The organism is Demequina flava (assembly GCF_000975035.1).
In the GTDB taxonomy this organism is placed as follows: Bacteria; Actinomycetota; Actinomycetes; order Actinomycetales; family Demequinaceae; genus Demequina; species Demequina flava.
Genome location: NZ_BBRA01000001.1, coordinates 703,255 through 729,143 on the forward strand (window position 1 = coordinate 703,255; position 25,889 = coordinate 729,143).

The following is a 25,889-nucleotide window of genomic DNA, read 5'->3' on the forward strand; positions in this document are numbered from 1 at the left end:
GGTCCTTCCTTCAGGGCGGGGTCGGGGGTTTCCGCGTCCTCGTCAATGGGGTCACGCGGCACCCGTCCATTGTCCCGTATCCGAGAAGCACCTGTCGCCAGGCTACCCGTGTCCCTTCAAGCCGAGCCGACCCAGTCGTGCACGTCAATCGCAATCACCGGGACTCATACTCATGCAACTCCTGGCACGACTGGAATCGCATCTAGTAGTCGCTTGGTGTATTCCTCGCTCGGGTTGTCAAAAATGTCATCGACGCGACCCTGCTCCACGACCAGGCCCTTCTCCATAACCGCCACACGATCCGCAATCATGCGGACGACGGCGAGATCGTGGGTGATGAAGAGGTAGGTCAAATCCAGTTCTCGCTGCAACTCGTCGAGAAGACGCAAAATCTGATCCTGCACAATCACGTCCAAAGCAGAAACCGCCTCGTCCAGTACGAGGATTTCAGGCTTGAGAGCCAGCGCGCGGGCAATCGCGACTCGCTGCCGCTGCCCGCCGGACAATTCGTTGGGGTAACGGTTGAGTGCAGCTTGCGGGAGAGCCACTTCGTTCATCAGTTCCTGCGCCCGGTGCTCTCGCTCCGTTGGCGTTCCTACCCCATGAATTGCCAAAGGCTCGATCACGGTGTTGCGCACGCTGTACTGCGGATCAAGGGTGCCGTAAGGGTCTTGAAACACCGGCTGGATACGCCGGCGCAGTTGAAGCATTTGAGATGCCGTTGCATCGCCGATATTTTGCCCGCCGACGGTGATCGTCCCTGAAGTCGACTTCTCTAGACCCAGCACCATCTTTGCGAGCGTCGACTTCCCGGAGCCGGATTCACCGACAATCGCGGTCGTGGTGCCAGCGGGTACGCCAATCGACACGCCATCGACTGCCTTCACCTCCGCTTTCTTGCGGCCACGCAAGGCATAGACCTTGCGTACGTCCTGGATGTCGATCACTGCGGTAGGCGATTCCGCGACACTCGTGCCAACGCTACGCGCACCAGTTAGGATTCTCCTTGCCGCGACGCTGGGCGCGGCAGCGATGAGGCGCTTCGTATAGGGATGGCGAGGGTCGGACAAGATTTCAACCGAGGGGCCCGCCTCCACGACCTTGCCGCGGTACATAACGACAAGGCGATCTGCGCGTTCGGCGGCGACACCGAGATCGTGTGTGATGAGGATCATGGCAGTTCCATGTTCACTCGTCATGTTCTTGAGGTGGTCCAGGATTCGCCGTTGGACAGTTACGTCGAGGGCGGATGTCGGTTCATCTGCAATAAGGAGCTGCGGACGCGCACTCATGCCGATACCAATTAGCACTCGTTGCCGCATTCCACCAGAGAATTGGTGGGGGTACTGGGAAGTGCGCGCCGATGCCTCGCCCAGCCCCGCCTGTTCAAGGAGCTCAACCGCTTTCAACTTCGCATCTGCCCTGCTCATGGACGCCGTGTTTGCGCGCAGCGTCTCTTCCACCTGGAAGCCGATGGGCCACACCGGGTTAAGGCTCGACATCGGGTCCTGCGGCACATATCCGATTTGGGATCCGCGGATCGATTCGAAGTCGCGTGCCGACATGTGCGTGAGGTCCTTGCCGTTGAACGCGATGGACCCCCGAGTAACGCGGCCGTTACTCGCAAGCATGCCGATGACGGCCTGAGACGTCGTCGACTTTCCAGACCCAGACTCACCGACCACCGCGACGGTTTCCCCCGGGTACACCGAGAAATTCACATCCGAAACTGCCTTGACGACCCCGCTTCCGGTGGTGAACTCCACATCAAGGTCACGCACTTCTAACAGGGGGCTTCTGCTGACTTGGGTCATCGGCGAGTCCGCTCCTTTGGATCCAAGGCGTCTCGCAATACGTCCCCAAGCATGAGGAACGACAAGACGGTGATTGACAAAGCGCCTGCTGGATACACCAGCAAGAGTGGGTTCGTCCGCAGCGAAGATTGGGCTTGGCTTATGTCGTTGCCCCACGACATCGTGGAAGCAGGAAGCCCGATTCCCAGGTAGGACAGCGTCGACTCGGCAACAATGAAAGTCCCCAGCGAGACTGTCGCCACCGCAATGACGGGACCGAGCGAGTTAGGGACAACATGGCGCACGAGCGTCTTGAACGGCGATAGTCCGAGCGATGTCACGGCAGTCACGTAGTCAGATTTACGCGCGCTCAACACTGCACCCCGCGCAATGCGGGCAATTTGGGGCCAGGCAAAGACCGCAATGACGACAGCAACGAGGATCGCGGTGCGCTCATTCGACACTGACATCATGACGATCGCGCCCAGAACCATCGGGATCGCGAAGAAGATGTCGACCACCCGGGAAAGGATGGAATCGAGTATTCCACCGTAGAAGCCGGCAAGCGCCCCAACAATGCCACCAAAGGCAGTGGCGAGGAGCATGGCCAAGAGGCCAACCATCACTGATGCACGCGCACCGTAGATCACACGCGAGTACACATCACATCCTTGAACGGTGAAGCCGAAGGGGTGTCCCATCTGGGGTGGTCCATCCGAGTTCGCGAGCAGGCAGCCCTCGTCGGGCGACACACTCGTGAACCAACTCGGGAAGGCCGCGACAGTCACAACCAAAGAGATGAGGATGGCCGAAGTCCAGAAGAGCGGCCGCTTGCGAATGGACATCCATACGTCGCTCCACACCGAACGGGGTTTGGTGCCTGCGTCGAGCGTGGGTTCAGAAATCCTCACATCGTCGTCGTCGAAGGGCGCAACGTAACGCTCGGACGGAAATGGTGAACTAGTTGGCATAGCGGATCCTGGGGTCGAGTACGGCGTACAGGAGGTCAACGAGGAGATTCGCGAAGATGAAGATGATGACCATCACCGCAACGATCGAAACAATGGTGGGTCCGTCCCCAAGCTGGACAGCGCGGTAGACCGTGCCACCGATTCCGTTGATGTTGAAGATGCCTTCCGTAACGATTGCACCCACCATGAGCGAACCTAGGTCGACGCCGAGGAAGGTAACCACGGGGATCAGGGAGTTACGAAGCACGTGCACAGAGATGACCCTCCGGCGCGGAAGGCCCTTCGCCGTCGCGGTCCTCACGTGATCCATTGCCTGCGTCTCAACCACGGACGACCGCGTAAGTCTCACGATGTACGCGAACGACGCAGTCGCGAGCACAATGGCGGGCAATACATAGTCTCCCCAGCTTGCGTTTGCTCCGACCGTGGGCGAGGCCCACCCCAGTTTCACCGCAAAGATGTACTGCAGCACGTAGCCGGTCACAAAAGTCGGTATCGAGATCAGCAGGAGGCTCACGACTAGCGCTGACGCATCGAAGAATTTTCCCTTACGCAACCCCGCAACAAGGCCAATGGAGATTCCCGCGACGGCCTCGAAGAGGAGCGCGAGAGTGGCTAGCTGCAACGTCGCAGGAAACGCGTTCATGATGACTTCAGAGACCGGTCGACCGGTGTAAGTGGTCCCCAGGTCACCGTGAAGCAACCCCCATATGTAATGGAAATACTGGATGATGAACGGATCGTTGAGGTGAAACTGCTCGCGGATCTGCGTTAGGAGAGCTTCCGGCGGCTGCCGTTCCCCAAACAATGCACGAATAGGGTCACCCGGCAGAGCGAAGACCATGAAATAGATGAGGAACGTCGACCCAAAGAAGACTGGGATCAACTGCAGTAGGCGCTTACCTGCATATGTGAGCAATGGGGGCCTCCGTGGCGCCCTTTTCAGGGCTCCCGTGACTGGGGCGCAGTGCTCGGTCGGAGCATTTCGGGGAGGGGCTTCCTCCGGCCGAGCACTGCGCAGGATCTACACGTGGATCGTTAGGACTCAGTCCCAGTGATTTCGTAGTAGAGAGGTGCGGAGTCCCAGCCGAAATCGACGTTGTCGACAGTTTCGGACCACACTCCGACAACGTTCTGGTACCAAAGCGGAATCATCGGGAGATCTGCCATCAAGATCTCCTCGGCATCCTGATACAGCTCGATGCTCTGCTCCAGGCTCTCGGCGTTGGCTGCGGCATCGAGCGCCGCGTCCATCTCATCCGATGCGTATCCCTCGAAGTTATAGGTTGAGGTCGAGCCAAACAGCGGAGCGATGAAGTTTGCAAGCGATGGGTAGTCAGCCTGCCAGCCGGCACGCGTCGCTCCCGTCAGCGTGCCGCCCACTCGCGGCTCAAGCGAGGCCGAGAACGACGGGTATGGGTTCCCTTGTGCCTCAATTCCGAGAACGTTTGAAATCGAGTTCGCGACTGCGTCAACCCAGATCTGGTGTGGAGCATCCGAGTTGTAGTCGATGGTGAAGGTCTCGTCGTAGGGCGCGATCGCATCGGCTTCCGCCCAAAGCGCTTGGGCAGCCTCAGCGTCATAGTCGAGCACCTCTGCTCCCGCGAGGGAATCCGACCAACCATCGACCACGGGAGAGGTAAAGTCCGTCGCCGGCGAACGCGTGCCGTCGAAGATCGTCTCGGTGATCTCTTCACGGTTGATCGCCATCGAGATCGCTGCGCGGCGCAGTTCGCCCTCCTCGCCACTCCAGTGGTCGAGGTAGAACGGGATGTTGAGCCCCTGGTTGATGGCAGCCGCCTGGTTAACGGAACGAGCTTCAAAGTCAGACTCAAACGTGGCCAGAGCGTTGTCTGGGATCTCGTCAAGCACATCGAGGTTTCCAGCCTGCGCATCTGCATAGGCCGCGTCCGCTGAGCCATAGAACACGAACGTCAAGCCATCGTTCTGGGCCTGACGCACTCCCGTGTAATCGGGGTTTGCAACCAGCGCGATCTGCTCGTTGTGAAGCCACGCACCTTCGCCTTCGAGCATGTACGGGCCGTTGCCGATGGGGTTTTCGCCGTAAGCAGCGATGTCTTCGTAAGCCACCGAGGGCATAGGCATGTATGCGGTGTAGCCCAGTCGTAGCGGCCAGTCGGACTGCGGAGCCGTGAGCTCGACCTCGAAGGTGAGGTCATCAACCACAGTAAGCCCGGTCAGTTCCGAGTCCTCCGAGTCGCTGTAGCCGACGATGTTGTCAAAGAAGTAAGCACCTCCCTGAGCATTGGAAAGGAGGGCGCCATACTGCCACGCATCCACGAAGGAATCTGAAGTCACCGCCTCGCCATTCGTGAACTTCTGACCATCCTTGAGGGTCACGGTCCAAGTGATGTTGTCGTCGCTCTCGATGGACTCCGCAACATCCATTTCGATCGAGCCATCGGCGTTATATGAGACAAGACCAGCGAAAAGTGCGGTCATGATCTTGCCGCTGCCGGACTCCTGAATCTCCGTGGTCACCAACGGGTACAGGGGCTCAGTTCCGTTGGCCGTGATGATGACGGGGTCCGTAGACCCGGCCTGGTCGCTCGAGGACGCGTCGCTATCGGAAGCGCCGTCTGAACACGCGGCGAGGGAGAGGGCGGTCGCCGCGGTGGCGGCGAATGCAAGGCCCTTCATGATTGATCGTGCCATGGGTGGGTTCCTCCTAGGTGTGGATGCAGGCGCTGGGGGATGACCTGCTGCGGTGCGCGCTGGACGCACCCTCATATGGCCCTGCTGGCAGAACTCCCAAAATTAGGGTTATCGTCCAGCAACATCACATATGAACGCCCTTCGCAAGCCACACCTTACAAGCATGTCGTGTTTCGGCGATGTTAACTGTCGCATGCGAAGCGCGGGGGTAGGCTGTCCCCATGACTTCAACACCACTTGCCCCCGCCCTGCCCCTGCTCATTCATGGCTCAACTGCTTCGGCAAACATGGCCCACGTGATCCACCACGAGGTCCATGACCCGTTCTTGTACATCGAAACGGCCGACGGGAACCACGTCGCAATCAAGACTCTTGAAGTGGCGAGAATGCAGGAAGTCGCAGGCCTGACCGTGCACGCCTTGGACGAACTGGGCTATGACGAATTCACCGCTGCCGGTGACGACCCCGACGTAGCTGAGCTAAAGGCGCTCGTGCGAGCATGCACGTCGCTCGAGATCTCGGAAGCCGTCGTCCCACCGGAGTTCCCCACTGAACTCGCCGACGCGCTGCGGGCAAGTGGCCTCACGCTGCACACCGACCGCAAGCTCTTTGCGATGCGTCGTCGCGTGAAGTCAGGAGCATTACTCAAGAGCGTCCGGCGCGCGGTCAAGGCGGCAGAAGCAGGTCTTGCCACTGTCGCAACGGAACTAGCGAACGCCACGGTCGGCGCAAATGGCGGCTTGATGCGCGAAGGCCAACCACTCACTTGCGAATTCCTACAGGAACAAGTGCGTATCGCCTTCTTGCGGAACGGGGCGACGGACGCCGGGATTATCGTCGCGCATGGCGAACAGACCTGCATCGGCCACCACGCCGGCTCAGGTCAGGTTTTCGAAGGAGAGCCTGTCACCGTCGATATTTGCCCCAAGGACACGGACGGCGGCGGGTGCGCGGATCTCACACGCACATTCGTGGTGGGACCCATCGACGACAAGTTGCAGCGCTACTTTGCGCTGGTGCAGGAGTCTCTGGAAAAGACGTACGCGGCGCTCAAGCCAGGCGTCACTGCGGCAGAATTGCACGCTATCTCCTGCCAGCCCATGATCGATGCTGGCGAACCGACGCAACTCACTAAGGAGCCTGGCAAGCCAAATATCGAAGGCTACTTCCATTCGCTTGGCCACGGCGTGGGAATCGAAGTTCACGAGGCTCCGAGCCTTAACCAGAACCCCGAAGCCATCGTCGCCGGCGACGTGCTCGCACTAGAACCGGGCTGTTACCAGCAAGGGTTCGGAGGCGTCCGACTCGAGGACAACGTGCTCGTCACCGAGGAGGGATATGAGATTCTCTGCGACTATCCATACGACTTGACCCCGGTCGCTACCACGCGAGGTCGCTAAGCGTGGATCGCCGGATCCTCGACAACGACTCCCGATTCATCGAAGACTGGCGGAGTATTTGCATGATCCCCTCGGTGTCGCGAAATGTCGCTGCCCTCGACACCGCACGCGACTGGATAGTCGAACGCCTCACGCCACTCGCAGACACGGTGACGACGGTAACGCTTACCGGCCTCGGGGACGTGATCTTGGGCAGAATCCAGGGTCAGTCGGACCGCGCCATCACACTGTACGTGCACTATGACGTCCAGCCAGAAGGCGACCACGATCGCTGGACGCACCCACCTTTTGGTGCCGAGATTCACGATGGACGCATGTATGCCCGGGGGGCTTGCGATGACAAGGCTGATGTCGCGGCGCGGCTCGCAGCGCTCGAACTTTGGCTCGAAGACCATCAAGGGACTCCGCCATACACCGTGATCTTCATCGCTGACCCCTGCGAAGAAATTGGCAGTCCGGGCTTGCGAGGCGTGCTCGAAGAGCATGCTGACGCGCTGCGGTCCGAGGGCGTGCTCTGGGAGAGTTACTTGCGCGAGGAGGACGGCCGTCCCTCCATCGGCCTCGGGTGTCGCGGTGTACTTGAAGTGGAGCTCAACCTCAAGTTACTTACTGCGAACCAACACCCCTCCTATTCCCAGTTACTACGTTCCGCCCCGCTCGAGATGATGCGAACCATCAGCTCGCTCACCGACGCGGGGGGCAAGATCACTATCCCGGGATTCACTGACGGCGCTCTCCAGCCCACTGCGTCTGCAGCGGAACGTGCAGCCACGATTGCGCTTCCTGAAGAGGCGATCGCAATGCCGGGGGTCAATCCCTTTCTGTCCTCCAACGAGCGCCAACGCGCGGTCGACTTTGTCTACGCCCCATCGATGAGCGTTTCTCGGTTTGACGTCGACGACGCTATCCGGCAATCGATCGCCGCATCATGTGTTGCTCGAGTCAGGTTCGGCTTGGTCCCCGGAATGCACCCAGAATCAGCCTTTAGCGCCCTCTCCAGCCACATCCAGAACCTCAACCCCGACATCCAAGTGAGCCTCGTGCGCTCTATGCAGCCCGCATACTCGCCTATCGGATCCGGCCTCGCTGATGCAGTCACAGTCGCTGCTCGCAAGGCATTCCAGTCAGGCGAGCCTCAGATCTATGACGTCATGACTGGTGCGGGTCCCGGCTCCGCATTCACCGACGTCCTGGGATCCCCCATCGTGTCGCCGTCTGGGACGCTACGTCCCGATGGAAATATGCATGGCTACGATGAGCACGGCCACACAGCCGATTTCCTTACTCACATACAATTCACGCTTCAAATCTTGCAGGAATTTGAAGTCACGATGGGAGCGCGATCATGACCGACGATTCGCAAGGATCACCGATGTCTCACATCGGCGATCTACTGGAACGCACTTTAGATCCGGTTTCTCTCGATGAAATCGATCAACGAGTCCTCACCATTTTGAGCGAGGATTCAACTATTTCCCAAAGAGCACTGTCAGCAAAGGTAGGAATGTCGGCGCCGGCAATCGCAGACCGAGTTTCGCGACTTGAGCGCAACGGCGTGATACAACGACGTGGCATCGAAGTTGACTGGAGCGCCCTCGGGTACCCCATGCTCGTCATCCTGCCGATCAACATCTCGGGGCACGTCGATGGCAGGGTTGTGGTGGAGCGCCTTCAATCCCTGCCCCACCTCACAGAGCTGCTCGTTCTCACGGGCACCTACGACATGATGGCTCGCTTCCGCCTCCGCGACTACAGCCACCTGCAAGAACTCCTCCTGGAGAAGATTTGGCAAATTCCAGGAATCGAACGTGTCGAGACGATGCTCAGCCTGGGGAAGGTACGTGGCGAACACCCCCTGTCGAGGCTCGTTTTGCCCCAAGACTGACGTAGATTCACAACATTTTTACGTAGACCCAGGAGAACCATGCGCATCGACGAATCATGGCGCGAACTAGCCTCACCCGACTTCAGCCTGTTTTCAGGGATGGATCCTGACAACAAGATCATGATGATGGGGGCCGACCCCTTCGCACCGGACAACGTCCTACCTCAACACATTATTGATGCTACTAAAAAGGCCCTCGACGACGGACTTACACACTATTCCCTCGACAACGGGTACGCGGAGCCACGACTAAAAGAAGCACTCGTATCTAAGTTGCGAAAATTCAACAACATGGAAGTCGACCCTGAGACGGAACTACTCGTGGGGCCCGGCTCGGCGTTCACACTGTTCCTAGCTATCCGCGTGTGCATTCGCCCCGGCGTGGGTGATGAAGTGCTGGTTATCGGGCCCGGGTTCGCCGAGAATCACAATGACGTACCTCAGATGGGCGCTGTTGCTGTCGAAGTCCCGACGTTCGCGGAAGATGACTTCGACCTACGTATGGATGAAATCACGAGCCGGATCACGCCTCGGACGCGCGCAATTGTCATCACCAACCCCAACAATCCAACTGGCACCGTGTACTCGCGGGAAACACTGGAACAACTTGCCTCCGTCGCCGAGGAACACGACCTCGGGGTGATCGTCGACCAGGACTTTGAACGCCAGGTCTATGACGACCGCGAGTTCGTGAATTTCGCTTCCCTTCCCGGGATGCGCGAGCGCACACTCACGGTCTTCGGCACGTCGAAAGACATGGGTCTCACCGGCTTCCGCGTCGGGTACTTGGTTGCTCCCGCAGAAATAATGCCAATCCTCAAGACCGCGACGTTCAATTACGTGGGTCCTACCAACACATTCGCGCAATACGGCGTGGCTGCCGCCTACGAAGACGACGCTTACTTGGAAGACTGGATGGCCATCTACGACCGTAGACGTCGTTACGTGTACGAAGCCATATGCAATATTCCGCTGGTCGACGCAAAGATGCCGCAGGGTGGATTCTTTCACTGGGTGGGAATCAGCAACCTAGGGTCATCACTGGATGTCGTGCGCTACCTTGCCTCTCACCAGTCCCTCGGGGTTTCGCCCGGGTCTTGGTTTGGAAATGCAGGCGAAGGCTACATCCGCGTGATGTACGGGACGAATGGCTCAGATGCCGTGTTCGAAGAGGGTGTGCGAAGGCTCGCTCAAGGCCTCCGACAACTCGCGTCCGAAGTTCAGTAAGACGACTGCCGATTCGCCCGCGGCCACGTGGGCGGCTCGGCTTGAGCAATCCATCGAGCGGGGCTTGTGGACTCACAGGGCCGGGTTGGGTGCCTCCATGTCCTCGTCAATGGGGTCACGCGGCACCCGTCCATTGTCCCGTATCCACCGTGCGGCGATGAACGCGAAGAAGGCCCCGAACAACCACCATTCCAAGGCGTACGTGATGGAGCGGAAGTTCAGCGAGGTCTCAGGCTCGGGCTCGGGCATCGCGTTGAGCCCCTCTTCAGGGGCGTGATTGACGAGGACCGCCGAGTACAGCGGGCTGTCCCAGTGCTGCGCGAAGATCGCCGGCGACAGGGTCGGCACCCAGAAAGCTCCGGGAACGTGGGTCTGGGGTGTCTCGCCGATCCCGGCCAATCCTTCAGATCCGCGTAGGTAGCCCACGACGTCGGTCGTAACACTTGGGGCCTGAGAGACCTCAGTGATGTCGCCGGCGGGAAGCCAACCCACCACGACCGCGAGCGTTCCCGGCTCCCCGGTGCCCGTGGCATCGGCGCTCACCGTGAACGGGCGGACCACCAGAACTGCTTCCTCGTCCTCGATGGTGCGTCCGGAAACCAAGGCAGCCTCAGCATCGGCCCACTGCCCGGGGGCTTCGACAGCTGTGCCGACGCTTCCCTCTGCAGGGCTCGCCGGCTCCAGGGCCTCCGCAATGGGGACAGGCGTGAGGTCAGGAGGTGGCGCCTGTGCGTGGGTGCCTGCGCTCCACTGCCACCAGCCCAGCGAGACGCATACGATGATGACGATGGTGCCGAAAGCCCCAACGCCGAGGACCGCGCCCCACTTGACCGATCCGGGAGTACGGCCGCTCACGCCCCAGCTCCGCGCACACGCCTGCGATCGGCGGCTCGCGGAAGTTCTTCGTCGACACTGGGTTCTCGGCGTACGGCGCTCACTCGGTCGCGTCCCTCCTGCTTGGACTTATACAGTGCGTCGTCGGCCCGCTTAATTGCGTAGTGCGCGGTACCGACGTGCTCACCGTTCGTCACACCGATCGACACAGTCACATAGTGCTCGTGATCGCCACACAGGATTGCTCGCTCGCCAATAGACCGGCGGATGCGCTCCATCGTCAACGCGGCGTCCTCGAGGGAAACATCGGGCAGGACGAAGATGAACTCCTCGCCGCCCCATCTTCCCACGGAATCGCTCACCCTCAATTCTGCGCGCACGCGTACGCCGACCTCGGTCAGCACCGTGTCACCGCACTGGTGCCCATGCTCGTCGTTGAGGTCCTTGAACTTGTCGAGGTCCGCGATGGCGACGCAGTACGGACTCCCGCCTACCGCGGCGAGCGCGTCGAGGCGACTGAGCACGGGCCTTCGTGTCGCTAGCCCCGTCAGCGCGTCCGTGTTGGCCAAGAATTCGGCTTGCTCCGCGGACAGCGCGGCCAGTTCGCGGGCCTGCTCCCCACGATGGTGGGTGAGGGCCGCGAGGGAAAAGAGGAGGCCCGCAGTGATGACCGCGGCAATAGAGAACATCGTGTTGAGAACCGTTTGAGGCATCTCGTATTGGGCGCGAGAAGCGGGAAACGCGACCTGACAGATAAGGAACGACCCCAACGACACGAGCATCCAGAACGCCCGCCATAGGCGCTGGCGCTGCGTCAGGAGGACGTACACCAGCTGCGCGGCACCCAGCATGTAGAGCTGGATTCCCGACTCCCACCCCAGGAACCAGGTCGCGAAGACCATCTGGATCGTCGGGATCGCGAACGCAGCCAGGGCAGCCGTCAGTTGATGGCCCAGGCGCACCATCACGATGGCTCCGACGTACAGGGCAATCCAGAGATTGTGCATCAGGATGAGATAGCGCAGTCCCGTTGCGTCGTAGGTGAGATAGAAGATGTCGTAGCCGAGCGACAGCGCCAGGCACAGGATCAGAAACGCCTGCGTCGTGGTCGCTGCGCGCCCCGTTTCCCCCTCGAGGCCACCCACGCGACGGTCAAGCAGGCGTGCGACGGCGCCAGAGAACGCGCGGTCGCGTCGCACGCCCGAATCCTCAGCTGTCATGGGTCCCTCACACCCACGGCAATCGGCTCACGCGGGTTCGCGAGCCGGCGGCCGTAGCCCCTCAGATCCCCCAGCCTACGCGCGGGCGCCGACATCCTCTACGGCTGTTGATGAATGGGACCACAGTCACGGGGCATGCATGGCCCCTGCGTGAAAGGATGTCCACGTGGCTCGGAACATTTACATCGCATCGGCAGAGGGCGACACCGGTAAGTCAACGGTGGCCCTAGGAATCACGGCGCTCCTGGCGCGGACTGTGACGCGCGTGGGGGTCTTCCGGCCCGTGGCGCGCGTGGCGGACGGCTCGGACTACGTGCTCGACTTGCTCCTTGGGCACGACGGGGTCGACCTCTCGTACGACGAGGCCGTGGGAGTGACCTACGAGGACGTGCACCGCGATCCCGAGGCTGCCCTCGCGACCATCATGTCTCGCTATCACGAGGTCGAGCGCAAGTGCGATGCGGTCGTGATCGTCGGCACCGACTACACCGACGTGTCTGCCGCGGCGGAACTCGAATTCAACGCGCGCATTGCCGCAAACCTTGGGGCACCCGTGGCACTCGTGGTGCACGGCAAGGACCGCACCCCGCGCGAGGTTGCCCGCGTTGTCGAGCAAGCCAGTAACGAGCTAGAAGACTCCCACGCGCACATTGCCGCAGTATTTGCCAACCGCTGCAATCCCGATCAGCTGGATCAAATCCGCGATCAGCTTCCCGAGGGCCTGTGCATGGGAGCAATCCCGGAAGACCCTCTGCTCGTGGCCCCGCACCTGGGACAACTCATGGAGGCCGTCGACGGCGAACTGCTCGCGGGCGATCCCGAGTTGCTGTCTCGCGAGGTGCGCCGCGTGCTCGTGGGCGCCATGACCTCGGAAAACCTCTTGGCACACTTGAAGGACGATGCCGTGGTCATCGTTCCGGGAGATAGGTCCGATGCCGTTCTCACCTTGATCACGGCCCACAGTGCCGAGGGATTCCCGACACTGTCGGGCATCATCCTTAACGGTGGCCTGGTGCCGTCGGAGACGGTCAGCCGCCTCGTGGCCGGAACGGGCTCCTCCCTACCTATCATCCGCACAGAGTTGGGCACCTTCGAGACCGCAAACCAGTGCTGGAACACTCGCGGCCGGCTCTCCCGTGACTCCGCCGTCAAAGTGGACGTGGCGCTGAGCCTCTTTGACCGCAATGTCGACACCGCCGCGCTCGGCGCGCTGCTCGACGTCGCCCGCACCGACGTCGTCACTCCCCTGATGTTCGAATACGACCTTTTGGACCGCGCTCGATCAAGCCGCAAGCACATCGTCCTGCCCGAAGGTGACGACGACCGCATCCTGCGTGCAGCATCGACCCTGCTCACGCGTGACGTCGTTGACCTCACCATCTTGGGCACGGAATCCGCTCTACGCCAGCGAGCCGGAGAGTTGGGTATCGACATCGACGCGGCCCGCATCGTGTCCCCATCGGACCCCGAGTACGTGGAGCCCTTCGCTGAGAAGTATGCGGAGATCCGCTCCTCGAAGGGCGTCACCGTGGACCACGCGCGTGACCTAGTCCAGGACGTCAGCTACTTCGGCACGATGATGGTGCTCGAAGGCATGGCCGACGGCATGGTCTCCGGTGCCGCGCACACCACAGCGCACACGATTACGCCCTCCTTCCGGGTCATCAAGACGGCTCCTGGCGTCGGGGTCGTGTCGTCTGTGTTCTTCATGTGCCTCGCTGACCGGGTCTTGGTATACGGCGACTGCGCCGTGAATCCCGACCCCACGGCGGAGCAGCTCGCGGACATCGCGATCTCCTCTGCCGAGACCGCCCAGCAGTTCCACATCGAGCCGCGCGTCGCGATGTTGTCGTACTCCACCGGCGAGTCCGGATCGGGGCAGGACGTGGACAAGGTGCGAGAGGCGACGCGGATCGTCAAGGAGCGCCGCCCGGATCTCTTGGTGGACGGGCCGATGCAGTACGACGCAGCCGTGGAACCAACCGTCGCCGCGAAGAAGGCACCGGACTCCCCCGTCGCCGGCCAGGCCACCGTGTTGGTGTTCCCTGACCTCAACACGGGTAACAACACCTATAAGGCCGTGCAGCGCTCGGCGGGCGCCGTAGCCGTGGGCCCGGTGTTGCAGGGTCTACGCAAGCCCGTGAACGACTTGTCGCGTGGCGCACTCGTCCAAGACATCGTCAATACTGTGGCTATCACCGCGATTCAGGCACAGGGCCTGGACGCCTAGGGAGGAACACGCGTGAGCGTCAATTACGAGGGGACCGCACTGGTCCTCAACTGTGGTTCGAGTTCGATCAAGTACCAGGTGGTCGACACCACACGCGAGGAACCCCTGACCGTAGGTCTCGTCGAGCGCGTCACGAACCACAGCGAAGGCGTGCAAACCATCATCGCGTCGCTTGAGCAGCCAGGATCTGGCGTCGACATCGCAGACATCACGGTCGTGGGCCACCGCGTCCTGCACGGCGGCGAGGAGTTCTCCGCGCCCACCATCATCGATGACGCCGTCGAGAGGACCATTGCGCTGCTCGCACCTCTGGGCCCACTCCACATTCCCGCCAACCTCGCTGGCATCAATGCCGCCCGTGCGGCCTTCCCGAACCTCCCCCACGTCGCGATTTTCGACACAGCGTTCCACTCGACGCTCCCCGAAGCGGCCTACACCTACGCGATCGACCGCCGCGTCGCCGCCGAACACGGTGTGCGCCGCTACGGATTCCACGGCACCTCGCACTCGTACGTCTCGCGCGAAACCGCAAAGCAGATGGGCCGCTCGTACGACGAGATCAACACGATCGTTCTGCACCTAGGTAATGGAGCATCGGCCGCTGCTGTTCAACGAGGGCGCTGCGTCGACACGTCGATGGGCCTCACCCCGCTCGAGGGGCTCGTCATGGGAACCCGCTCCGGCGACATCGACCCCGCCGTCGTCACCCACCTCGCACGCACGGCCGGCATGACGGTCGACGAGGTCGACACGCTGCTGAACCGCCAGTCGGGAATGCTCGGCATGACCGGTTACTCCGACATGCGCGACGTGAACGCCGCGATTGCCACGGGTTCTCACGAGGCCAAGGTCGCGATGGACGTCTATTGCCGACGCATCCGCGGCTACGTGGGTCAGTACTACGCGCAGCTCGGCCACCTGGATGCCATCACGTTTACCGCAGGCGTGGGCGAAAACGACCACGTGGTGCGCGCTGGTGCCCTGGGAGGACTCGAGGAAATGGGCATTGTGCTGGACCCCGACCGCAATGCGGGCCGCAAGAAGGAAGCCACGCTCATCAGCACCGACGACTCGCGCATTCAGGTCTGGGTCATTCCCACCAACGAGGAGCGCGAGATCGCCGTGCAGTCCGTCGCGGCTGCGAGCTAGGCCGCACCCCCAGGTGTGACTTATCCGACATGTCCGTTTTGGGCTTGTCGCACTGGGTGCTCGTTCACTCGCACGTAAGGTGACTCCACCGGCGCCCGGATGGCGGGCGCTGGCAAGGAGCGATACAGCATGTCTGACACGTCAGTGTGGACGGTGAGCGCGACCCGTGAGCCCTCCGACGACTTCCTCGCGCGCCTAGACCGGCGTTGGCGAGACGGCATTGAAGCGGCGGCCGATGGTGCCTGCACGTGGAGCCGCGACCCGATGCACACCTTTGTGCTCACGCACGTGGACCGTGCGGCGCACCGGCGACGCCTTCGCGCGGTGTTCTTCACCGCGGGCACTGCGCACGAGCGCGGCCATGGCTTTACGCCGATGTCCGACCTCGTCACGGGCGACATGTTTGGGCCGCAGGAGATTGAGGCGCGCCACACCGGAGACTCGTCTCCTCTTGCAGCCGCCCTCGAGCTCGCGATGTCAGACCCCCACGTGCTGGCAGTGCCGCTCATGACCGAGCGGATGTACACGCAGATTGACTCGCTAGACGCGCACGCCGTCGACGCGCTCCGTCCCGGCGTTCACGGCGCGGTGCTGCCGATCATGTACGCGCCAGCCGACGAGACTCTCGACGACGTCGATGCCCGCGAGAACATGCTCCGCGCTGGCGGGTTCGCGACCTACACCGTCGTGGTGGACTTCGCCGAAGACGAGCCCGTCGACATCCACCGCAGCGTGGCCGTCGTCCTCGAAGACGCGCTTGACTCCGTGGCACACCTCAAGATGGACTCCAACGACGGCGCGCTTGCCAGTGGCCTCGCGTGGCCTTTAGTCGCGCTGCGGGCGGATGCCTCCTGGGATCCAGACCGGTGCCGCGCCGCATCCGGAGCTAGCCGTGAAGAACCTGCGGCCACAAGAACCGGGTCCGGGGCCTCACGCACAAGTCGCGAAACCTGAATCCGCACACCGCGAGTTATTGACGAACGGAGACGCGTCTACCCTTGACAGGTGGCACATCTCATTGGCGCTCAGGGCGTCCACCTCGACTTCGGCACCGGCACTGTCCTCGATGAGGTGACGATTGGCCTCGAGGACGGCGACCGCATCGGCATCGTCGGCGCCAACGGCGCGGGCAAGTCATCGCTCATGGCGATCCTCGCTGGACGCCTCAATCCGCACGGCGGGCAGGTCACCACTTCACGTGGCACCAGCGTGGGCGTCCTCGATCAGTCAGACCACGTCGACGAGTCGCTCACCGTTCTCGACGCCATCGTGGGCGACGCAGACACCCACGAATGGGCCTCCGACCCGCGGGTGCGCGACATCATGTCTGGCCTGGTCCCCGATCTTCCGGCCGATGCCGTCGTGGGGAACCTCTCCGGCGGCCAGCAACGTCGCGTTGCCTTGGCGCACGTCCTCGTCGGCGAGCACGACGTGGTGTTCCTCGATGAGCCCACCAACCACCTCGACGTCGATGGCGTGGCGTGGCTCGCGGAGCACCTGAAGCGCCGCTGGGCGCGCGGCCGCGGAGCTCTATGCGTCGTCACACACGACCGTTGGTTCCTTGACGCGGTCACGGAGCGGACGTGGGAAGTTCACGACGGAATCGTCGACCAGTACGAGGGCGGCTACGCGGCATACGTGCTCCAGCGCGTCGAGCGCGACCGGATCGCCGCCGCAACGGAGGCCAAGCGCCAGAACCTGATGCGCAAGGAACTTGCGTGGCTCCAGCGCGGCGCGCCGGCCCGCACCTCGAAGCCGAAGTTCCGCATCGATGCCGCCAACGAACTCATTGCGGATGTCCCTCCCGTGCGCGACAAGGTGCAGCTGGCCCGCATGGCCGCATCCCGCCTCGGCAAGGATGTGGTGGAGCTCATCCGCTGCTCAGTGGCGTATCCGCACCCGGACGGCGGCACCCGCGAGGTTCTTCACGAGGTCGACTGGAACATCGGCCCCGGCGAGCGCACGGGCATCCTGGGCACCAACGGCGCGGGTAAGTCCACGCTGCTGAAGCTCATCACCGGCGATGTTGAGCCGACCTCTGGCCGCGTGAAGACCGGCAAGACGGTACGAGTCGCGACGCTGTCACAGCAACTGGCTGAACTCGATGACGTCGCGGATGAACGAGTCTCCGGCCTGGTCAAGCGCTTCCAGTCGATCGAGCTGTCCGACGGCTCCGAGATGACGCCCACGCAGCTACTTGAGCGCCTGGGATTCACCAGCGCGCAACTCAAGATTCAGGTGGGGCGCCTTAGCGGCGGTCAGCGCCGGCGCCTCCAGCTCCTCATGGTTCTCCTCACCGAGCCCAACGTGTTGGTTCTGGACGAGCCCACCAACGACCTCGACACCGATGTCCTGGCGGCGATGGAGGATCTCCTCGACTCGTGGCCCGGAACGCTCCTGGTGGTCAGTCACGACCGATATCTCCTTGAGCGCGTCACGGACCAGCAGTATGCGGTACTCGACGGCGGCCTACGCCACCTTCCCGGCGGCATCGACGAGTATGTGCACCTCACGCGCGAGCGCCGTGCGGCGTCCGGAGGAGTCGGCACGTTCGGCGCCGATGGAGCCTCCGGCCAGTCGTCAGCCCTTGCCGCTGGTGGTGCCGAGCGGCGCGCACTGGAAAAGGAATTGTCCGCCGTGGAGCGTCGGATGAAGCGCCTCGAGCGCGACGCCGTCAAGATCCACGACCAGATGGCGGCACACGACCAGTCCGATTACGAGACCCTCGGCTCATTCACCGCCAAACTCCGCGAGTTCGAGGCCGAGACCGCCGAACTCGAAGAGCGCTGGCTCGAACTGTCCGAAGAGCTAGGCGCCTAGCCCCGCCCGACCGTCGCCGCGCACCGCGCACACCCCCGTGCGCCATCACGCGTTATTGGGACATGAGCGCCCGAAACATGTCGATTCCGTGCGCTCATGTCCTATTGTCGAGGCGGTCTAAGCGGCGGATCAACCGCGCTTGAAAGCCTCCGTCAGCTTCATGCGCCCGCCTGTGTTCAGCACCGCGCCGGCGTAGACCTTGCCTGCAATCCAGGTCAGCACGGGGATGGTCACGAGGCAGATCACAACTGCGAGGACAGTCTCGCCGGTGGAAATGGCGCCAAACGCCGCGCGCATCGGCACCATGAACGGCGCGAAGAACGGAATCTGCGTCAGCACTACCGTCGCGGTCCCGTCGGGGTTGTTCGGCACTAGGTAGATCGCGAGATACAGCGGCACCATCATCAGCAGCATCATGGGCGTTGTCACCGAGCCGATGTCCTCTTGGCGAGACACCAGCGCTGCGAGCCCGCCAAAGAAGATCGTGAAGATCGCGAAGCCCAGCACGAACCACACGGCGAAGTTCGCCACAATCGTGCCCACCGGGACCTCCAGCGACTCCAAGAAGCCCAGATACCAGGACGCAAAGAGAATCGGCAGGAACAGTGTCACGGCCTGCACCAGTGAGTACAGCCCCACGCCCAGCACCTTTCCGCCCAGCAGCGTCACGGGGCGCACTGTCGCGAGAAGCACCTCGACTACGCGCGAGGACTTCTCCTCCACGACGCCCATCATGATGACTGATGCGCTCTGGATCAGGACGACGAACAGCACCACACAGACCACCAGGCCCGCAAAGAACGTCTCCGGGTCAAAGTCATCAGCGTCCCCCACGGGCGTGACCGTGGGCGTCGCGGCCGCGAGCGCGGCACCGATTTGGGCAGGATCGCCACCGAGGTCAGTGACCTGAGCATCCAACACTGCAGCCTGCGTGGCGGAATGCACCAAGGCCACCACGGCATCGTCGCTGTCCTCCATGAACAGCTCGGGAGTCTCGACGGGGCCCACAATGAGGCCTGCCGCGTCCTCGGGAAGCGTCGTATCCGCACCGTCGACCTCAGCGTCTAGTTCTTCGATCTCGACGTCCATGCCCTGCGCCTCAGCCGCCGCCTCAATGAACGGGATCAGGGGCGCGGCCGTCGCAGAGTCCACCGCGAGCACGGTGGCCTCCGGCTCGGTGTCCGACAGGAAGGGCTTGGCGAGCAAGGCGCCGCCCACCACGAGCACCAGCATGATGGAAGTCGAAATCAGGTTGGCCTTGGCCAAAGTGCGGGTGCGAAATTCCCGCGTCGCAATCAGCCACATCATGCGTCGCTCCCCTCCTCGGTCTCACTGACCACGTCTTGGAACAGGTCCGTCAGCGACGGGCGCACAGGAGCGAACTGCGTCACGGTTGCTTGCGATACGGCCGATGCTAGGACGGCCTGGGCAGCCGCGCGAGAGTCGGCTTCGACGAGCCAGGTGTGGTCGCCTTGCGCGGTGACGGTCACCCCGGGCCACGTGCCCGTGAGGTCACCGTCCGCGAGGCCCAGTTCCCACTGGAGCCGTTCGGTGGTGCGCAATTCGTCGGTTGTTCCCAGGGCCACGAGCCGGCCAGATTTCACGATCCCGACGCGGTCGCACAACCTCTCCACCAGTTCGAGTTGGTGCGAGGAGAAGATCACCGGCACGCCCTTGGCCGCCTGGCCGCGGAGCACGTCACTCATGACGGCAACTGCGACGGGGTCGAGACCCGAGAATGGCTCATCGAGCACCAGGATCTCGGGGTCATGCACCAACGCGGCCGCCAACTGAACCCGCTGTTGGTTACCGAGCGACAGTTTGTCGACCTCATCGTGACGGCGCTCGGAAACCCCGAGCACCTCGGTCCAATGCTCCATTGATGCGGTGGCCTCGGCAACGTCCATGCCATGAAGGCGCGCGAGGTAGACGAGTTGTTCGCCCACCTTCATGCGCGGATAAAGGCCGCGCTCTTCCGGCATGTAGCCGATGCGCTTGCGTACCGAGAGGTCCACGGGCGTGCCGTTCCAGCGCACCTGGCCGCCATCGCCACGCAGCACACCAAGGATGATGCGCATCGTTGTGGTCTTACCAGCACCGTTGGATCCCACGAATCCAAAGATCTCGCCCCCCGGGACATTGAACGAGACGCCGTCAAGCGCGCGAACCGCGCCGTATGACTTCTCGAGTCCGTCGATCTCCAAGACCGCCATGCATCACTCCTTGTAGCCCGTCGTTTGCTCGCACCACGGTACAGGCGGGCCCTGACGTGCAGGGTCGTCCGTGTGGACGATACGTACGCAAGGTCACTGCCTGCGACCAAGTCTTCCAAGCGTCGGCCCGATTACCCTGCACAAGTCGCCCGCAGGTGGAACGCTAGTGACCAGGTTCCCCACCGACGATGGAGGTAGAGATGACCACGAGTTCCTGGATGCCCCGCACCGCGGATTCCGCCACGGCGGAAGAGATTGATGCGGTTGACCGGTGGTGGCGCGCCACCAACTACATGTCGATCGGGCAGATCTACCTGCTCGACAATCCCCTGCTGCGCGAGCCGCTCCACCGCGATCACGTCAAGCCACGCCTCGTGGGCCACTGGGGGACGACCCCCGGCCTGAACTTCCTCTACGCGCACCTCAACCGCATGATTAAGGCGCGGCAGCAGCCCACGATGTACATCACCGGCCCCGGTCACGGCGGACCCGGCCTGGTCGCGTCGAGCTTCCTCGACGGAACGTACACAGAGACATACCCGCACATTTCTGCCGACGACGAAGGGATGAAGAAACTCTTCACGCAGTTCTCCTTCCCCGGCGGCATCCCATCACATGTCGCGCCAGAGACTCCGGGATCGATCCACGAGGGCGGCGAGTTGGGGTACTCTTTGTCCCACGCCTATGGCGCCGCGTTCAACAACCCGGATCTCCTGGTTGCGGCGATCGTGGGTGACGGCGAGGCAGAGACCGGGCCGCTCGCGACGAGCTGGCACTCCAACAAGTTCGTTAACCCCGCGACCGACGGCGTCGTCCTGCCGATCCTCCACCTCAACGGCTACAAGATCGCCAACCCCACCGTGCTCGCGCGCATCGGGGACGACGAGCTCGATGCGCTCATGCGCGGCTACGGGCACACGCCGCACGTGTTTGTGGCGGGCTTCGATGACGAGTCGCACGAGTCCATCCACGAGCGCTTTGCCGCCATGGTCGACGACGTGATGGATGAGATCGCGGACATCAAGCAGCAGGCGGCGCAGGATCCCGAGATGGACCGCCCGGCCTGGCCCATGATTGTGCTGCGTACCCCCAAGGGGTGGACCTGCCCGCCTCAGATCGATGACGAGGTCACGGAAGGCTCGTGGCGCGCGCACCAGGTGCCGCTGTCCAGCGCCCGTGACACCGACGAGCACCTCCACGTCCTCGAGGACTGGATGCAGTCGTACCGCCCGGATGAGCTCTTTGACGAGACAGGCGCGCCATACCCCGAGACCCGCGCCATTGCCCCCGAAGGGGAACTACGCATGTCCGCGCGGCCAGAGGCCAACGGTGGGCTGGTGCTCCGCGACCTCGTCATGCCGGACTTCCGCGACTTCGCCGTTGATGTGCCCAATCCGGGCGCCGGCCCCGTCGAGGCCACCCGGCAACTCGGTGAGTTCCTGCGGGCGGTCATGGAAGCCAACATGGATAACTTCCGAATCTTTGCGCCCGACGAGCTGGCCTCCAACCGCCTTCAAGCGGTCCTCGAGGTCACAGACAAGGTCTGGGAGGGCGAACGGGAGGACGATGGCACCCACACCGCCGCGTCCGGCCAGGTCATCGAGATGTTGTCCGAGCACCAGTGCCAGGGGTGGCTCGAGGGCTACCTGCTGACCGGTCGCCACGGGCTCTTCACGTCCTACGAGGCGTTCATTCACATCATCGACTCGATGTTCAATCAGCACGCCAAGTGGCTCAAGGTCTCTCGCGAACTTCCCTGGCGCCGGCCCATCGCATCGCTGAACTACCTGCTGTCCAGCCACGTGTGGCGCCAAGACCACAACGGCTTCTCGCACCAAGACCCCGGCTTCATTGACCACGTCGTCAACAAGAAGGCCGAAGTGGTCCGCGTTTACCTCCCCGCGGACGCCAACACGCTCTTGTCGACCTACGACCACTGCTTGCGCTCGCGTGATTACGTCAACGTGGTGATCGCGGGCAAGCAACCGGCACCGCAATGGCTCACGATGGAGCAGGCCGAAGACCACTGCACGCGTGGCCTAGGTATTTGGGACTTCGCGTCCAACGTGCCGCTGGGCGAGGAGCCTGACGTGGTACTGGCGGCAGCCGGAGACGTGCCCACCCTTGAGATCCTCGCAGCGATCGACATTCTGCGTAGGGAGCTACCCGACCTCAAGGTGCGCATGATCAACGTGGTCGACCTGATGCGGCTCCAGCCCGAGGGTGAGCACCCCCACGGAATGAGCGACCGCGCCTTCGACCAGCTCTTCACGACCGACAAGCCGATCATCTTCAACTACCACGGCTACCCGTGGCTCATCCATCGCCTCACCTACCGCCGCACCGGGCACAACAACCTGCACGTGCGCGGATTCAAGGAGGAAGGCACCACGACCACGCCGTTCGACATGGCGATGCTGAACGACATTGACCGCTTCCACCTGGTGATGGACGTGATCGACCGCGTTCCTGGGTTGGGAACCCGCGCCGCGCTCCTGCGTCAGCAGCTGTCAGACCAGCGCCTTGCGGCAAGGCGGTACGCACGTATTCACGGCGCGGACCTTCCCGAGGTGGCCAACTGGGTATGGCCCGATGCTGGGGCTGAGACCCGCGAAGCCATGGCCGGGGTGCAGGACACCGGCGGTGATAACGAGTAGCGGGATGGGTTTCGGGCCGGCCTATGCGGACGGCTCGAAACCCGGGGCGTAGATCACGTAAGACAACGCCCCACCGTCGAGGAAGTACGTCATCCTCACGGTGTAGTCGTTGTCATCAGAGGTGAACGTGTCGACTGTCTCGCCAATGGCGCCGCTCTCGGTGGTCCCGTTGGACCAACCCGCGCCCTGAATTTCACCTTTGAGACTTGTCACGTCACCGACCGTGATGCCCTCGTAGAACTCGTAGGTCACGAAGTCTGGCCAGAAATCCATCATTTCGTCAGGCTCTTGGTCGGGCAATGGAAGGGATGCCAAGATCTCGTCTTCGGCGCCGTCGCCGGCATCGGCCGCCTCCGCATCGTCCTCTTCCATCGCGTCGTCATCCGTGGAATCTTCCTCCCTGGCGTCGTCGGTGGATTCCTCCATCGAGTCGTCAACGGTCGATTCCATGGTCGTGTCGTCCGCGGGCGTGTCGTCACCCTCTGAGTCGCTCGAGCATCCCGCGATGAGCGCGAGGCTGGCCAGTCCAGCGATGGTTCCTGTCACCCAATGCCGTGCGGCCTTTGAAGTAGTCACGCCGTGTCCTCTGTCTCTCTATTCTTCGATTGTCACAATCGTGTTGAGCAAGTACTCCTCGTTGGTGCCGGCGTAGACCATGGCCACTCGGTACGTCCCATTCGTGTATTCCCGGAGACGGCTGACCTCGCCCTCGCCCAGCTCAAGATCAACCGATGACCCCTCCACCACGGTGAAGCCTTCGGCGACCATGGAAAGTCCGTGCTCGTCCATCCCCTCCGGACCGTCTAGGGACACCACCAGGTACCACTCGCCGTCGGTACCGAAGCCCTCGATAACTTCGCCGTCGGGCACGGGGATCTCGTCGGGCCAACTGTCGGGGACGCCCTCTCCGAACGTGAAGTCATCGCCGCCGTCACTGGCGGAATCGTCGGTGGAGTCCTCCATGGACTCGTCGGACGAATCGTCCATGGCCGTGTCATCTGCCGCATCAGATTCGACTGGTTCATCATCGCCGTCACTTGGGACGACGGTCATGCTGAAGAAGTACTCGCCGGGTGCGCCCACGAGTCCCACGATGACGTCGTGGCCGTTTCCGGAATACATGCGGCTCTCAAGGAGATCGTCTTCGCCGCTGCCGAGAGACGCGCTCGCATCTTCGTTCAGGGCGTAGCCGGCGCCAGTGAGTTTCGCATCCAGGTCGTCGAGCACTGCGGAGTCCTCGACGAGCATCGATATCGTCAGGGTGCCTTCGATATTCGATGACTGCTGGATGGTGCCGTCGGGCACCGGAAGCCCGTCCGGCCAACCGTCGGGAAGGTCCGCTCCGTCCCCATCCAGGTTGAGATCGATGTCCGCGTCTCCACCCGAACCCGCCTCGAGCGCTTTTTCCGCAGCGCCTTCGATGAGGCCGTTGGTCGCGTCTTCAAGCGGGTTGGAGCACGCAGAGAGCGTCAGTGCGGCGGCAAGTCCGCCAATGGCAAAGATGGTGGTGGTCGATTTCATGGTGTCCCTCAGCAACGATCTTCTCGATGGATCGCAGGAATCCGCACCCCTCGCAGAAGCACCGATGCCATCGAAGCCTGCCCGTCAACACTGACACAGTGTGAGGCATGCCACAACAGGAGAGATCGTGTGTCACGGGATCGTAACCCTACGCGTGGCCTCGAGCGACGGCCCCGCCGGACATGCCTCGGGGCCGCCACGCATGATGCGCGACGGCCCCGAGGTGAAGAGCGGGTTAGGTCTTAGGAGTGCGGCACAACCACGGCGCGGCCAAGAATCTCGTGGTTGACCAGCTTCTGGTACGCGTCAAGCGCCTCGTCCATCGTGAATGTCGTGACATCCATCTCAATCTTGCCATCGCGATAGAGGGCCGCGATCTCGTGGAGGTCCTCGATGGTGCCCCAATACGTGTTCGTCAGGCTTGACTCGTAGGGCGTGGTGAAGAAGCTCCACTCGGCGACACCGTTCGCGATCCCAGCGACGGTGACTGAGCCCTGAATCGCAACGACCTCACGCGCGAGCTTGATGGTGGGCGTGATCCCCACGAAGTCGAAGACCGCGTTGACACCGGTCCCGCCCGTGATTTCGCGGATCCGCTCAGCCTGGCCTTCACCGCCCGGGACGGTCACTGCCCCGCGCGCTTCGGCCGCAGCCATTGCGTCTTCCTTCATGTCCGTCGCGATGACGGTCGCTCCGGTGATTGCCTGCAGAATCTGCACGGCAACCTGGCCCAAGCCACCCAAACCGATCACCAGCGCATACCGACCTCCGCCCACAAGGCGAGGAGCCGCGTTCTTGATCGCGTGGTACGGGGTGAGGCCAGCATCGGCCAATGGCGCGGCCGCCACCGGGTCCGCGTCACCTAGCGGCACCAAGTTACGAGACGGAACCACCATGTACTCCGCCATGCCGCCATCGCGCCCCAAGCCAATCGCCGCGTACGGGTTGGTCATCTGGTTGATGCAATATGTGTCCTGGCCACGCGAGCACGCGGGGCACAGCCCACAGCCAATGGGGCCATAGACCAGGAAGGCCTCGCCCTTCTCAACGCCGAGGACGCCTTCGCCGACCTCCTCAACCCAGCCCGACGTCTCGTGACCCAGCGTGTACTCAGGTGCCATGAGCTTCGCGATGGGGAGGGAGTCGTCGTAGTCCTGGAAGACGGAGACGTCAGAGTGGCAGGCGCCCGCACCGGCCACCTTCAGGAGAACTTCACCGGGACCTGGGGCGGGGCGCTCAATGTCCTTGAGGACGGGCGGTGTGTGCCACGCTTCGAACCGAACGGCCTTCATG

20 protein-coding genes are annotated in these 25,889 nt (G+C 62.6%); 9 read left to right on the forward strand and 11 right to left on the reverse strand.

Features of this window, described 5'->3' with window-relative positions:
- Positions 1-170: 170 nt before the first annotated feature.
- The 4 genes from AOP74_RS03280 to AOP74_RS03295 all read right to left on the reverse strand — a co-directional run bounded on the left by AOP74_RS03280 (position 171) and on the right by AOP74_RS03295 (position 5,440).
- Positions 171-1,814, reverse strand: coding sequence for a dipeptide ABC transporter ATP-binding protein (locus AOP74_RS03280; RefSeq protein ID WP_061960902.1), 1,644 nt, complete (start codon positions 1,812-1,814; stop codon positions 171-173).
- Positions 1,811-2,764: an ABC transporter permease gene (locus tag AOP74_RS03285; RefSeq protein ID WP_061960903.1), complete on the reverse strand. Its 954-nt coding sequence runs from the start codon at positions 2,762-2,764 to the stop codon at positions 1,811-1,813. The genes AOP74_RS03280 and AOP74_RS03285 overlap by 4 nt, the downstream gene beginning before the upstream one ends.
- Positions 2,754-3,683 carry an ABC transporter permease gene (locus AOP74_RS03290; RefSeq protein WP_061960904.1) on the reverse strand — a complete coding sequence of 310 codons (930 nt, stop codon included), beginning with the start codon at positions 3,681-3,683 and terminating at the stop codon, positions 2,754-2,756. Before AOP74_RS03290 ends, AOP74_RS03285 begins: the two co-directional genes overlap by 11 nt.
- A gap of 119 nt (positions 3,684-3,802) precedes the next feature.
- Complete coding sequence (locus AOP74_RS03295; protein ID WP_061960905.1) at positions 3,803-5,440, reverse strand: peptide ABC transporter substrate-binding protein; 1,638 nt, start codon at positions 5,438-5,440, stop codon at positions 3,803-3,805.
- A 221-nt stretch (positions 5,441-5,661) separates the two neighbouring features.
- Between AOP74_RS03295 and AOP74_RS03300 the strand changes: the two genes are divergently transcribed.
- The 4 genes from AOP74_RS03300 to AOP74_RS03315 are packed head-to-tail and all read left to right on the forward strand — an operon-like array spanning position 5,662 to position 9,952.
- Complete coding sequence (locus tag AOP74_RS03300) at positions 5,662-6,840, forward strand: M24 family metallopeptidase (RefSeq protein WP_061960906.1); 1,179 nt, start codon at positions 5,662-5,664, stop codon at positions 6,838-6,840.
- 2 nt (positions 6,841-6,842) lie between these two features.
- A complete protein-coding gene (locus tag AOP74_RS03305; RefSeq protein WP_061960907.1) occupies positions 6,843-8,189 on the forward strand; it encodes a M20/M25/M40 family metallo-hydrolase in 1,347 nt (448 codons plus the stop codon).
- Positions 8,186-8,725, forward strand: coding sequence for an Lrp/AsnC family transcriptional regulator (locus AOP74_RS03310; protein WP_082095973.1), 540 nt, complete (start codon positions 8,186-8,188; stop codon positions 8,723-8,725). The genes AOP74_RS03305 and AOP74_RS03310 overlap by 4 nt, the downstream gene beginning before the upstream one ends.
- Before the next feature lie 39 nt (positions 8,726-8,764).
- Positions 8,765-9,952: a pyridoxal phosphate-dependent aminotransferase gene (locus AOP74_RS03315; RefSeq protein ID WP_061960909.1), complete on the forward strand. Its 1,188-nt coding sequence runs from the start codon at positions 8,765-8,767 to the stop codon at positions 9,950-9,952.
- Positions 9,953-10,024: 72 nt separating this feature from the next.
- Here the strand turns inward: AOP74_RS03315 and AOP74_RS03320 are convergent, their stop codons facing one another.
- Together AOP74_RS03320 and AOP74_RS03325 are read right to left on the reverse strand one after the other, a co-directional pair.
- Complete coding sequence (locus tag AOP74_RS03320) at positions 10,025-10,807, reverse strand: SURF1 family cytochrome oxidase biogenesis protein (RefSeq protein ID WP_061960910.1); 783 nt, start codon at positions 10,805-10,807, stop codon at positions 10,025-10,027.
- The gene (locus tag AOP74_RS03325; RefSeq protein ID WP_061960911.1) at positions 10,804-12,006 is read right to left on the reverse strand and encodes a GGDEF domain-containing protein; all 1,203 of its coding nucleotides are present in this window, start codon (positions 12,004-12,006) and stop codon (positions 10,804-10,806) included. Before AOP74_RS03325 ends, AOP74_RS03320 begins: the two co-directional genes overlap by 4 nt.
- A gap of 166 nt (positions 12,007-12,172) precedes the next feature.
- On the opposite strand from AOP74_RS03325, the gene pta reads away from it, so the two are divergent.
- The 4 genes from pta (at position 12,173) to AOP74_RS03345 (ending at position 18,205) form a co-directional block, all read left to right on the forward strand.
- Entirely contained in the window at positions 12,173-14,236 is a 2,064-nt protein-coding gene (gene pta / locus AOP74_RS03330; RefSeq protein WP_061960912.1) for a phosphate acetyltransferase, read from the forward strand.
- Between the two features lie 12 nt (positions 14,237-14,248).
- Complete coding sequence (locus AOP74_RS03335) at positions 14,249-15,385, forward strand: acetate kinase (RefSeq protein ID WP_061960913.1); 1,137 nt, start codon at positions 14,249-14,251, stop codon at positions 15,383-15,385.
- A gap of 129 nt (positions 15,386-15,514) precedes the next feature.
- The gene (locus AOP74_RS03340; RefSeq protein WP_160297445.1) at positions 15,515-16,339 is read left to right on the forward strand and encodes a thiamine pyrophosphate-dependent enzyme; all 825 of its coding nucleotides are present in this window, start codon (positions 15,515-15,517) and stop codon (positions 16,337-16,339) included.
- 51 nt (positions 16,340-16,390) lie between these two features.
- Positions 16,391-18,205, forward strand: coding sequence for an ABC-F family ATP-binding cassette domain-containing protein (locus tag AOP74_RS03345; protein ID WP_061960915.1), 1,815 nt, complete (start codon positions 16,391-16,393; stop codon positions 18,203-18,205).
- A 129-nt stretch (positions 18,206-18,334) separates the two neighbouring features.
- Here the strand turns inward: AOP74_RS03345 and AOP74_RS03350 are convergent, their stop codons facing one another.
- Positions 18,335-19,513: an ABC transporter permease gene (locus tag AOP74_RS03350; protein WP_061960916.1), complete on the reverse strand. Its 1,179-nt coding sequence runs from the start codon at positions 19,511-19,513 to the stop codon at positions 18,335-18,337.
- Positions 19,510-20,418, reverse strand: a complete 909-nt coding sequence (locus AOP74_RS03355; protein ID WP_061960917.1) for an ABC transporter ATP-binding protein — start codon at positions 20,416-20,418, stop codon at positions 19,510-19,512. Before AOP74_RS03355 ends, AOP74_RS03350 begins: the two co-directional genes overlap by 4 nt.
- A 200-nt stretch (positions 20,419-20,618) precedes the next feature.
- On the opposite strand from AOP74_RS03355, the gene AOP74_RS03360 reads away from it, so the two are divergent.
- Positions 20,619-23,075, forward strand: coding sequence for a phosphoketolase family protein (locus tag AOP74_RS03360; protein WP_061960918.1), 2,457 nt, complete (start codon positions 20,619-20,621; stop codon positions 23,073-23,075).
- A gap of 21 nt (positions 23,076-23,096) precedes the next feature.
- Here AOP74_RS03360 and AOP74_RS03365 read toward each other — a convergent pair whose 3' ends face one another.
- From AOP74_RS03365 to AOP74_RS03375, 3 genes are all read right to left on the reverse strand, one after another.
- Positions 23,097-23,651, reverse strand: a complete 555-nt coding sequence (locus tag AOP74_RS03365; protein ID WP_152649147.1) for a hypothetical protein — start codon at positions 23,649-23,651, stop codon at positions 23,097-23,099.
- A gap of 18 nt (positions 23,652-23,669) precedes the next feature.
- Entirely contained in the window at positions 23,670-24,596 is a 927-nt protein-coding gene (locus AOP74_RS03370; RefSeq protein WP_061960920.1) for a hypothetical protein, read from the reverse strand.
- Between the two features lie 242 nt (positions 24,597-24,838).
- Positions 24,839-25,888, reverse strand: coding sequence for an NAD(P)-dependent alcohol dehydrogenase (locus AOP74_RS03375; RefSeq protein ID WP_061960921.1), 1,050 nt, complete (start codon positions 25,886-25,888; stop codon positions 24,839-24,841).
- Position 25,889 lies beyond the last annotated feature (1 nt).